Source organism: Subsaxibacter sp. CAU 1640 (assembly GCF_023156585.1).
Lineage (GTDB): Bacteria > Bacteroidota > Bacteroidia > Flavobacteriales > Flavobacteriaceae > JBPOFM01.
Genome location: NZ_JALNMI010000003.1, coordinates 136,620 through 148,598, shown reverse-complemented (window position 1 = coordinate 148,598; position 11,979 = coordinate 136,620). Strand labels below are relative to the sequence as shown.

11 protein-coding genes are annotated in these 11,979 nt (G+C 36.0%); 8 read left to right on the top strand and 3 right to left on the bottom strand.

Going from position 1 to position 11,979, the window contains the following annotated elements; all coding sequences use genetic code 11:
* Position 1: 1 nt before the first annotated feature.
* Complete coding sequence (locus M0G43_RS08215) at positions 2 to 589, top strand: hypothetical protein (protein ID WP_248024981.1); 588 nt, start codon at positions 2 to 4, stop codon at positions 587 to 589.
* 20 nt (positions 590 to 609) lie between these two features.
* Here M0G43_RS08215 and M0G43_RS08210 read toward each other — a convergent pair whose 3' ends face one another.
* Both M0G43_RS08210 and M0G43_RS08205 read right to left on the bottom strand, forming a co-directional pair.
* Positions 610 to 1,401 carry an SDR family oxidoreductase gene (locus M0G43_RS08210; protein WP_248024979.1) on the bottom strand — a complete coding sequence of 264 codons (792 nt, stop codon included), beginning with the start codon at positions 1,399 to 1,401 and terminating at the stop codon, positions 610 to 612.
* Positions 1,391 to 2,164: a LytR/AlgR family response regulator transcription factor gene (locus tag M0G43_RS08205; protein ID WP_248024977.1), complete on the bottom strand. Its 774-nt coding sequence runs from the start codon at positions 2,162 to 2,164 to the stop codon at positions 1,391 to 1,393. The genes M0G43_RS08210 and M0G43_RS08205 overlap by 11 nt, the downstream gene beginning before the upstream one ends.
* A gap of 143 nt (positions 2,165 to 2,307) precedes the next feature.
* Between M0G43_RS08205 and M0G43_RS08200 the strand changes: the two genes are divergently transcribed.
* From M0G43_RS08200 to M0G43_RS08180, 5 genes are all read left to right on the top strand, one after another.
* Positions 2,308 to 4,902 carry an ATP-binding protein gene (locus M0G43_RS08200; RefSeq protein WP_248024975.1) on the top strand — a complete coding sequence of 865 codons (2,595 nt, stop codon included), beginning with the start codon at positions 2,308 to 2,310 and terminating at the stop codon, positions 4,900 to 4,902.
* Positions 4,903 to 4,904: 2 nt separating this feature from the next.
* Complete coding sequence (locus tag M0G43_RS08195) at positions 4,905 to 5,291, top strand: response regulator (protein ID WP_248024973.1); 387 nt, start codon at positions 4,905 to 4,907, stop codon at positions 5,289 to 5,291.
* Entirely contained in the window at positions 5,291 to 5,638 is a 348-nt protein-coding gene (locus M0G43_RS08190; protein WP_248024972.1) for an Hpt domain-containing protein, read from the top strand. Before M0G43_RS08195 ends, M0G43_RS08190 begins: the two co-directional genes overlap by 1 nt.
* 232 nt (positions 5,639 to 5,870) lie before the next feature.
* Positions 5,871 to 8,309 (top strand): tail fiber domain-containing protein, encoded by a 2,439-nt coding sequence (locus tag M0G43_RS08185; RefSeq protein WP_248024970.1) that lies wholly within the window; start codon positions 5,871 to 5,873, stop codon positions 8,307 to 8,309.
* Between the two features lie 24 nt (positions 8,310 to 8,333).
* The gene (locus M0G43_RS08180; RefSeq protein ID WP_248024968.1) at positions 8,334 to 8,900 is read left to right on the top strand and encodes a hypothetical protein; all 567 of its coding nucleotides are present in this window, start codon (positions 8,334 to 8,336) and stop codon (positions 8,898 to 8,900) included.
* 49 nt (positions 8,901 to 8,949) lie between these two features.
* Here the strand turns inward: M0G43_RS08180 and M0G43_RS08175 are convergent, their stop codons facing one another.
* Positions 8,950 to 9,864, bottom strand: coding sequence for a sterol desaturase family protein (locus tag M0G43_RS08175; RefSeq protein ID WP_248024966.1), 915 nt, complete (start codon positions 9,862 to 9,864; stop codon positions 8,950 to 8,952).
* Positions 9,865 to 9,950: 86 nt separating this feature from the next.
* Here M0G43_RS08175 and M0G43_RS08170 point away from each other — a divergent pair, with 86 nt between their 5' ends.
* Both M0G43_RS08170 and M0G43_RS08165 read left to right on the top strand, forming a co-directional pair.
* The gene (locus M0G43_RS08170) at positions 9,951 to 10,985 is read left to right on the top strand and encodes an o-succinylbenzoate synthase (protein ID WP_248024964.1); all 1,035 of its coding nucleotides are present in this window, start codon (positions 9,951 to 9,953) and stop codon (positions 10,983 to 10,985) included.
* A gap of 8 nt (positions 10,986 to 10,993) precedes the next feature.
* Positions 10,994 to 11,965 (top strand): CPBP family intramembrane glutamic endopeptidase, encoded by a 972-nt coding sequence (locus M0G43_RS08165; protein ID WP_248024963.1) that lies wholly within the window; start codon positions 10,994 to 10,996, stop codon positions 11,963 to 11,965.
* Positions 11,966 to 11,979: the final 14 nt, after the last annotated feature.

Sequence of the window (11,979 nt, the reverse complement as noted above, 5' to 3'; positions counted from 1 at the left end):
AATGAGTAAATTGATTACAGTTATATTTTTTATTCTATGGTTTCCATTTTGTTTTGCACAGCAGCAGGAAACACCTAGTCTATTGGTAGTTGACAGTTTATGGGCAAAAGAGATTTTTAAATTTCCAATCCATTTTGCGCCAGAATTAAATTATATAGGATTTGAAGAGGCCTATTTTCCAAAGGATTGGTCAGACCAGAACAGTCCAGACTATTGGTCTTATGTATTTGTATGGAATATTGAAGGGAAATCACCCATAAACGAAGCCATTTTGGAACATAACCTACAGTTTTATTTTGATGGTTTAATGAATGTTGTCAATAAAGACAAAGATTTTGAAGTGCCAAAATCAACCATAGTATTTGTGGAAAATCTTGAAACCAGTTATACAAGTTATAAAGGAAAAGTACGATTGTTTAATTCGTTTCATACCAAGCGTATGATGACCTTAAATGCTTTGGTTAGTGTTTTTTATTGTGAAGACCTTGAGAAAACCTTTGTGTTTTTTAGATTTTCGCCAAGTGATTATGACACAGAAATATGGAAAACACTACTCAAAATAAAGCCAAGTGATAATATTTGTGATTAAAAATATTAATATTCCTTGTTTTAACGGACTTGACTTTTCATAACAAATTTGTGCAACAGTTTTGGGAAAAATCGTTTGAGATAGACACCGAGAACTTCTTTTTTGCCTATGTAAGCTTCAAATTTTTCCTTTTGAATGGCTTTGATCACCCTTTTTGAGAATTCTTCAACAGTTAGTCCGTTTTCGGTGGCTTTGTCTTGGGAGTCTTGTTTGGAACCATCACCTGTCAAGGCATTTTTTGCCACATCTGTATTAACAAAGCCTGGGCAAATCATTGTGACTTTGATATGGTCTTTTTCGTGCTCCATTCGCAAGGCATCAAAAAAGCCGTGCAAGGCATGTTTGGCACCACAATAACCAGAGCGATAAGGCGAAGAGAATTTGCCCATCAAACTGGAAACCGTTACAAAATGACCTGATTTATTTTCCACAAAATGTTTTAAAATAGCTTTGGAAAGCCCAATGGTTCCTAGATAATCGATTTCCATCAATTTTTTATCTATGCTTATGTCTGTGTCGATAACGAGCGAACGTTGACTGACACCACCATTATTGATGAGGATGTCCACTTTTCCAAAACAACTGACAGCCTTTTCTGCAATCGGTTTGAGATTTTCAAAATCGGTCAAATCAAGAGGAAGAATCGCAATTCGTTCTTGGTTGCTGCACAAAAGTTTGACTTCTTCCAACACTTCCTTTCGTCTTGAAGATAAAATCAAATTGCATGGATACTTTGAAAGTTCTAATGCCAAACCTTTTCCAATACCACTTGAGGCACCAGTAATCCAGATGGTTTTGTTTTCAAGATTCATGGTTCTTTTGGTTTAACAACCAGTCTTTGGCATCTCGCTTCTTCCGTCTCGAAATAGGGATTTTAACACCACTTTTCAAAATGAAAAAGTCTTCTTTCAATTCAGTAACAAAGAATTTGTTGACTAAAAATGAACGATGACATCTAAAAAAACTTTTATCTTCCAGAATATCTTCAAAATAGGCCAAGTTTTTAGACGATAGCTCTTTGGTATTATTTGTTAAATGAATATAACTATAATTACGCTCGCTTTCAATAAGGGTAATTTGTTTTAAAGAAAATCGCAACGTACCTGTTTGTGTAGGCAAAATTAATTTTTGATCTGATACATTTTTGGTTTCGAGGTTGGTTAATGCAATTTGTATTTCAGTACTATTATCAGTTGATTTCAAACAACGTTTTATAGCTTCGTTTAGTTCGTGTTCTTTTATCGGCTTTACCAAATAGTCTAAGGCGTTAAACCTAAAAGCTTTTATAGCATAATGGCTGTGTGCTGTGGTAAAAATGGTTTTAAAGGTAATTTCGGGTAATTGATTTAGCAATTCAAAACCAGTCATATCTGGTAATTCAATATCCAAAAACACTACATTGGGTTGGGTTTTTGAAATCATTTTCAAAGCTTCATTTCCAGAATGGGCAATGCCCAACACCGAAATATTCTCGGTATGAGACTGTAGCATATCTAGTAGCGCATTTGCCATAAAGGCATTGTCTTCTACTATTAAGGCCTTAAGTATTTTCATCATATTATGTGAAAGATACATAATTATTTGCTACCGTTTGATAAGTGAAATGACCATCGGATAATTGATTGTTAGCTTTTTACACCTTGTTATGGTATCTTTCTATCATAATTGCACAACTTATGGTCAATGTCAAATCAATACTGGTATTTTTATTTTTAGGAATGATATCTTTTCCATTTTTTTCTCAAGAAAAAAACAAAGATTCACTATTTGCCGTTTGGAGCGATACCTCAAACACGCCTAAAGAGCGTGTGAATGCCTATTACCATAGGTTTTACCCATTGCAAAATGAAGTTGCATCTCCTGAAGTAATGCGCTGGGTAAAGGGTAGCGAAAAGTTACAGGACATGGCCAAAGAAGCAGGACTTACAGACTATTTGCCCTTCCTTAAATTACTGGAATACGGAAAATACTTTTTATTGGATGATTTGGAAACTGCCTGTCCAATAGCCAGAGAGACATTTTATATGGCTTTGGAACAAAAGGATTATGAAACACTGCTTTTGGCTTACGATTTTATATGGGAATTTTGTTACCAACGAAATATCGAATTTACGGCCAAGGACATAACGAGGTTTGAAGACATTTTGCTAGACCTGCAACAAAAGGTTACAGATCCTAAATTGAAAATTGGGTTTTCGCAACAGGTGGCAACTAAATTTTTTAGGGAAAGTAAATATTCGGAAGCACTACCAATGTTTCAAACGATTATCGAATATTATGACTCCCACAATATGGTTAAGGATAACATTTATGGAACTACTTTAATTAGGATTGGTTTGATACACCAAGACTTACAAAATTTTGGAGAAGCAAAGATTTACTACCATAGGGCCAAAAAGGTTTATGATGGTTTGAATAATGAATCGTTTAAAATGTCGTTGGATTTAAACCTTGCCCAAACCTTTGCCTTGGAAAAGCATGTGGATAGTGCACAAATTTATATAGATAATGTGTTTAAGTATTACACAAACATGCCCGAGTGTGAGCCTTGTATGGGGCGTGCTTATGTGGTAGAAGCCCTTATAATGAACTCAAAGGGCAACTATGAACAAGCTATAAATGCCTTATTGCCTTTGAAACCTAATACTTATGATATTGTTAGTAAATCCGGGTCTATAAATGTGGAACGCTATTACTTTGCCATGGCAGAAGCGTACCTTGGTTTGCAACAGTACCAAAAAGCCATTGAAAATGCTAAAACAGGCATCCATGTTAGCAATAAACGAGATGTCATATACCGTTTGCGCAATTATGATGTGTTGTTTAAAGCCCAAGAAGCTATGGGGCAGTACAAAAATGCTTTACAATCCTATGTGCGATACAATACGTTGAACGATTCGGTGGCACACTTGCGAAACAGTCATGAGGTATTGCGTAAGGAACTGGGTTTTCAGTTTGAAAAACAACGGTTGGCAGACAGCTTAAGCATGGAGCAAAAGCGACTGGAAAGTGAACTGGTTTTACAATCGGAAATCAATGACCAAAAAACAACCAAAAACATTTTAATTGGTTTGGGGATTTTAGTAGCTCTTTTAGCTTTTGGTTTGTATTATCGCTTAAAACATATCAGAAAAACGCAAAAAATCATTCAGAAAGAAAAAGAAAAAGCCCAAGCTTCAGAAAAAGCAAAGCATCAATTTTTGGCCAATATGAGTCATGAAATAAGAACACCTATGAATGCCATAAAAGGGATGACGGATATTCTACTGCGTCGAAAACCGCGAAAAGACCAAACCGAATATTTGGATGGCATCAAACAATCGTCGGATTCGTTATTGGTAATTATCAATGATATTTTGGATATTTCAAAAATTGAAGCGGGTAAGATTGAATTGGAACATGAACCATTCTCAATTAACGAGGTCGTGAACAATGTACAAACCATTATGCAGTTCAAGGCAGAAGAAAAAGGCTTGCAGTTGAAAACCAACTTGCCACAGCAAGAAGTAATGGTCAAAGGCGATGACACACGTTTAAAACAAATCCTAATTAATTTAATTGGGAATGCCATCAAGTTTACCGAAAAAGGAATGGTAAACATAACAGTGACTTCAAAAGCAGAAAACGATAAGTTGAAGTTGCATTTTACGGTATCGGATACTGGCATTGGTATTGATAAAGAACGTATTGAAAAAATCTTTAAATCCTTTGAACAAGCGTACAGCGATACCACACGGAAGTTTGGTGGCACAGGTTTGGGATTGAGCATTTCCAAAAAACTGGTCGAGCTGCACAATGGAAAAATTTGGGTAGAAAGCGAGAAGGGTAAGGGGAGTGCATTTCATTTCACCATTCCGTATGAAATAGCTGAAAGCGTTTCGCCAAAAAATAAAACAACCACATCTTCAGAAAACAATATTGCTCATCAATTAAAAGGCATTAAAGTGTTGTTGGTGGAAGACAATCAATTTAACGCTGTAGTGGCCCAAGAAGAATTGGAAGATGCTATAGAAAATGTTGCTGTTGATGTAGCCGAAAATGGTGCCATTGCTGTAGAGAAAGTAAAATCTTCAGAGTATGATGTCATTCTTATGGACGTGCAAATGCCCATAATGAATGGTTATGAAGCCACCGAAAAAATTAGGTCATTGTCTAATGGAAAAGCTAACATAACAATAATTGCCATGACCGCCAATGTGCTCAAGGAGGAAGTGGATAAATGTTACGAAGCAGGCATGGACGATTTTATCGGGAAACCATTCAATACTGAACAATTACTTCATAAAATATATAAACTCACAAAAAAACAATAGTCATGCGAAACACCAATCCCACTATTTTTATAGTAGATGATGAGCCCTTATTGACCGAAATGTTAGCAGATTATCTTAAAGAACACTATTCGGGTTTCAAAATCAAGACTTTTCCGACAGGTGAAGCCTGTCTAAAGCACTTGCACGAAAACCCAGATGCTGTTGTGTTGGATTATTATTTGAACTCCAAAGAAAAGGAAGCTTCCAACGGAATTGACATTCTTAAAGATATTAAGCATCAAAACAAAAATTTACCTGTAATAATGCTCTCTAGCCAAAAAAGCTACGGAACAGCATCACAAACCATCATGTATGGAGCTGTGCATTATGTCATCAAAGGGCAAGATGCGTTTCAGGAAATCTACCAACTTATAAAAGCTAACGTCTAATGGTAGATTTAGGTTTTCTTGAGAAATTCACCAAGGGCGACACCCAAAAAATGCAACGTTACATTAAACTCTATCTAGATGTGGCACCACAAACCTTTGCAGATATGAAACAGAATCTTAAAGACAAAGATTGGGAGCAGTTGCGTATCAACGCCCATTCCCTAAAGCCACAAGCAGAGTTTATGGGAATTCTATCATTAAAAGATGCACTAGCTACAATTGAAGAAGCTGTACATAATAAAACTATAAACAACATAATTGACAACTTTAACGCAGCAAACACCCACTATCTAAACTCTACTAAATTGCTTAAAGATATTTTAGTAAAATTGAATAAAAATGAATAGGGTTAACTTCTTTTTACCGTTTGATAATTAACCCAACCGTTTGATAACTAATCTATAGCGATTTGTACACATGCATACTACCTTTAGGTAAAAGGACAGTATCATGAAAAACAAGTATCTTACAATTATCGGTTTTATTTTATTATGTAACACCTTACTGGCACAAGTAGGTATTGGCACCACAACTCCAGATGCCTCTTCTATATTGGATGTTACTGCCACAGATAAAGGAGTGTTGGTACCCAGAGTGAGTTTGACCAATGTAACCAATACCACTACTCCCGTGGCAACTCCGGCAACAGGATTGCTGGTTTGGAATACTAATGCAGCTACCACTGGAGGAACCGGAGTAGGTTTTTATTTTTTTAACGGGGTACAATGGATGCCCATTACTGGCACAGGAGTAGAAAAAATAGACGATTTGCTGGATGGTAAAAGTGATAACGATGGTACAAACGATGGGTCTTCTGTGTTTTTAGGCATGGATGCTGGTGTTGATGATGATGAAAGTGATAATAAAAACATTGGTATAGGGTATCAAGCATTATTCTCTAATACTACTGGCTCTGGTAATATAGCAATGGGTAATCAAGCATTGTTTTCTAACGTTACATCTGGCCATAGAAATATAGCAATTGGTAATTTATCTATGTATTCAAGTACTGCAGGACAAGACAATGTTGCTTTAGGTTCACGAGCCTTATATTATAATAGTGGTCACTACAATATTGCGCTTGGAAGAAATGCACTATACACAAATACTACAGGAGAAAATAACGTTGCACTAGGGTATCAATCTTTAAACAGGAATACTTCAGGAGATGATAATATTGCTAATGGCCGTGAGGCTTTATATAATAATACTACTGGATTTAATAATATTGCCTTTGGTTATAGAACAATGTATGCAAATACCATTGGTAGAGAGAATATTGCTATTGGTTATAGAGCTTTGGGATTTAATTCAGGAGGCAATGATAATATTGCTATAGGTAGTGCTGCTTTAATTTCAAATACTATAGGGGAAAACAATATTGCTAATGGCCGCGAAGCTTTGTATGATAACACAGAAGGCTCTAATAATATTGCTCATGGTTATGGAGCCTTATTCTCTAATACTACCGGAGAATCTAATATCGCGTTAGGTTATAGGTCTTTAAACTCCAATACCACAGGAGAGAATAATACAGCCATTGGGTATCAATCTTTATACTCGAATAGTACCACTGGGCACTATAACATAGGGATTGGTCGTCAGTCTCTATACTCAAATACTACTGGAGACCATAATATTGCCCAAGGATTCCAAGCCTTGTATAACAATACTACGGCAAGCAGTAACATTGCATTTGGTAATAGGGCTTTATACTTAAATAACACAGGAGCTAATAATATTGCACTAGGCTATCAAGCTTTAAATACTAACACTACAGGAGATGACAATGTGGCCAATGGTTCTCAAGCCTTATATTTTAATTCTACGGGCTCTAACAATATTGCGCATGGGTATCGTGCTTTATTTTCCAATACTACAGGATATGACAATATAGCCAATGGTTATCAAGCTATGTATTTAAACACCGAAGGCTATCGAAATATAGCCCAAGGGTATCAAGCTTTATATTCTAATACTACAGGGCATGACAATATAGCTAATGGAATTCAAGCATTATATTCCAATACTACAGGAGATTACAACATGGCAATAGGTTATCAATCCTTATTTTCTAATAGTACCACAGGGCATAGAAATATAGGTGTTGGATACCGATCTTTATATTCAAACACTACAGGTGATGATAATATTGCTTTTGGAGTGAATTCTTTATTTTCAAATAGTGGTGGAACTAGTAATATTGCTGTTGGAGGAGCTTCCTTGTACTCCAATACTACGGGTTACCGTAATGTGGCCATTGGATATAATTCTTTAGGCTCAAATAACAAAGGCTATAATAACATAGCTATAGGTTATTATTCAGGATTTTATGAAACTGGAAGTAATAAATTATATATTGACCCGTCTTTTAGTACTGAACATGGTGCCCTTATTTATGGTGAGTTTGATAATGACCTTCTTCGTTTCAATGCTACCTTACAGATAGGGCAAGTTGGTACAACAACTTCGTATCTAGAAATCGCAAATTTAGGTAATAATAAGTTAGGCTTGGATGGGGATGTAATACCTTACAATAATACCTCATACGATCTAGGGAAAAATGATATTGCCGAGCACTGGGATTATGTAGTTGCCAACGCCTTTATCACGTTTTCAGATAAAAGAACCAAAAACAATATCCAACAATTGGACTATGGTTTACAAGAAATTTTACAATTAAACCCAGTTAGTTTTCGGTATAATGAAGGAATTGCAGACCCTCTTAAAACCCGTTTAGGATTGATTGCACAAGAAGTGGAAGTCCTTATTCCGGAGGTAGTTATTAATGAGGATGTCGATATCAACCCAGATACAGGAGAGCGTATGGTAACACCTTCAGAATATAAAGCGATGAGTTACCAAGAATTAATCCCTGTATTAATAAAAGCCATTCAAGAACAACAAGCACAAATTGAAGAACTTAAAAATGAAAACCGAACAATGAAACAGCTTTTTCAAGAAAACAAAAAAGTCAAAAAAAGCCTCGAAGCGTTGAAAAAATTCATTTCAAAATAAGTATAACCTAAAACAAATAATATTATGAAAAAAGCAATCGTTTTAAAAGCAGCATTATTAGTCATACTTTCTATATGTAATTATGCCTGCATAGATAGGGTAACAATCCCTGAAACAGATACAACACCACCCAGCTTTTCGTTTAAAATTGAGGGTGATGGTTTTAGCAGAACCTTTACACAAGATGATGATTTCAGTAGAATGCAATTGAATTTAAGAGCCAATAAAGTCTATTCTTTTGTGTTTACGGGAGACGATGCAGGTGGTATGGCCTTGCTGCAATGGCAATTAGGGGAAAATGAAACCATCGAATTTGATGATGATTTTCCTGGTGGTGAATGGACAATAAGGGATATTTCCTCTACCAACAGGATGATAGAATGGCAAGGGGATGGGGTTAATCCCATTCGCGGTATGATTTTAACGGGGGATTTTGTTGCAAGAAATAGTGGACCTAATACCACAGTATCTACTAGTTTTAGATTTTTTGTCAGGGATTTTGGAGGAAGATCCGGTACGGCAAATCAGGTTTCAGGAGAATTATACATAACGATTGGGGATTTTACAACAGAATTAAAAGTAATACCCTGAAGTTAGACAATAGAGCTTTCAAAGCTAATTGACAATCAAATAACTAAAATCAACTATTTACAGACTTCTGTTTATTGCCAACTGATTTATGCCACTCATTCCTCAAGTCAGTACTTATTTTCCCTGTGCCATCATGTCGCCAGCCAGGTGGTTTCAGAAGATATTTGATCCTGCTGGCCACGGATTTTTTTCCCGTAAAACTATCCTTTGACATCGAAATCCATTCGTGAAACGCAATTTTCAAAGGATTGTAGGTGTTGATATTCGACGTCAAACCATATATCACTTTTTCGTCTTCGAGTTCTGGTTGAAATGTACCAAACCATTTGTCCCAAATAATCAAAATTCCAGCGTGATTTCTATCTAAATATAACGGATTGCTGCCGTGATGTACTCTGTGGTGCGATGGCGTGTTCATTACAGCCTCAAACCATTTCGGCATCTTGTTGATGGCTTCCGTGTGAATCCAAAATTGATAAAGCAAGCTGATGGACATTTGCAATAAAATCATCCCTGGATGAAATCCAATCAAAGGCAACCAAAGCCAAAAAATGAATGAATAGAAGCCACCTGACCAAGTTTGTCGCAATGCTGTACTTAAATTGTAATGTTGGGAGGAATGATGAACAACGTGAGAAGCCCAAAACAAGCGACATTCGTGAGAAATACGATGAAACCAATAGTATGAAAAATCATCAGCAAAAAACAACAGCACGAATGACCACCAAGTTACAGGGATTGTGAACAACCTGAAATGCTCATAGATGTACATAAATGCCAGCAATACCAATGCTTTACTCAAAAAACCCAGACCAACATTACCAAGACCCATTGCTATTGAAGAAAACGCATCTTTGGCTTCATAGGTTTTGATGTTTTCTTTTGTAGTCACATACAGCTCCAACAGCATTGCGATAATGAAAAATGGAATGGCAAAATGAATGATATTTGGGAATTCTGGCATTTTAGAAATGTTACTGTTTATTCAAAGAGTTCGAGTTGCGTTGCGACCTAAAAATACAAAATTATTTGCCTATTTTTGGCACTTATATGACAGCCACGTATCGTAAATATATTCTCAACTTCAAACAGCCTAGTGGCACTTCGCGTGGTATTTTAAAAACAAAGGAAACCTGGTTCATCATACTTGAAAATAACGGTAAGAAAGGAATTGGTGAATGTGGCATATTAAGAGGATTATCTGCTGATGATCGCTCGGATTATAAAGATACTTTGCGTTGGACAGTAGATAATATTGAACTTGGTCTTGAAGTTTTATTGCAGAAACTTGTTGAATTTCCGAGTATTCAATTTGGTTTGGAAATGGCTTTTAAGTCGTTAAATAGCGAAAATCCCTTTGAATTATTTCCATCAAAATACACGAAAGGCGAAGACAGCATTGCCATCAATGGATTGATTTGGATGGGAAGTGAAAGCTTTATGAAACAGCAAATCAAGGATAAAATTTCGGATGGTTTTAAATGCATCAAACTGAAAATTGGTGCCATTGATTTTGAAACAGAATTAAGTTTATTGAAGTCCATTCGGAAAGAGTTCTCATCATCAGATATCGAGCTTCGTGTGGATGCCAATGGCGCTTTTATGCCTGATGAAGCTCTGGAAAAATTGAAACGACTTTCAGATTTTGATTTGCATTCCATAGAACAACCGATTAAACAAGGGCAATGGCAAGAAATGGCTGATTTGTGCGAGAAAACACCACTTCCAATAGCTTTGGACGAAGAACTGATAGGTGTTTTTGATGTAACAAAAAAGAAAGAACTGCTACAAACCATCAAACCTCAATTTATTATTTTGAAACCAAGTTTTGTTGGAGGTTTTTCAGGAAGTAATGAATGGATAGAGTTGTCAGAACTGCAACAAATAGGGTGGTGGTTTACAAGTGCTTTGGAAAGTAATGTGGGTTTGAATGCCATTTCTCAATGGACATACAAGCTTCAAAATCCAATGTTTCAAGGGCTTGGTACAGGTGGTCTGTTCACCAATAATTTTGATTCACCATTATTGGTAAAAAATGGTACATTGCGTTACGATAGTTCAATAAAATGGAATTTTAATTTATAAAGAAATATATGTTTATAGCTCAAGCTTTTAAGGTCAAACACGAATTTTGGAGATATATCGTTGGTTCGGTGGTCATTATCATAGCATCAATCATTGGTCAATTGCCATTGGGTTTTGCTGTTTTTATCGAAGCGATGAATGAAGGTCTAGATATGACCAAGATCGATGAACAAACAATGTATTCTCTGTTGGAGTCCAATCTGTTTCTATTTTTGATGCTAATTTCGTTTGTGGCAGGAATGATTGGCCTTGTTTTGGTGGTGAAATTCCTTCATAAACAAACAATGACATCTGTGACAACTTCCAGAAAAAAGATCGATTGGAAACGTATTTGGTTTGCTTTTTTCTTTTGGGGAATTTTATCATCTGGTTTGGTAATTGCTGATTATTATATGTCACCAGAAGATTATGCCTTTAATTTTCAGTTGGAACGATTTGCAATCTTGGCGGTTATTGCCATTGCGTTGATTCCGATTCAGACAAGTTTGGAAGAATACATTTTTAGAGGTTATTTGATGCAAGGTTTTGGTACCTTGGCAAAAAATAAATGGTTTCCACTGATTATGACGTCTGTGATTTTTGGTGGATTACATCTATTCAATCCAGAAGTGAAGACGCTTGGTTATAGCATTATGGTCTATTACATCGGGACGGGATTGTTTTTAGGGATTATGACTTTGATGGATGAAGGAATGGAGTTGGCACTTGGGTTTCACGCTGCCAATAACTTATTTACTGCACTTTTGGTTACTGCTGATTGGACTGCTTTTCAGACCCATTCTGTGTTAAAAGATATTTCGGAACCAGAACTTGGTTTTATTGATTTGATTCTACCTGTTTTTGTACTGTTCCCAATATTGTTGTTCATCTTTTCAAAAGTGTACAAATGGACGGATTGGAAAGAAAAATTATTTGGTAACGTCGAAGAACCACCAAAAGAAGATTACAAAATTATGGAAGACATCGGCACTATTGAATAATGCCGAAGCCTTTA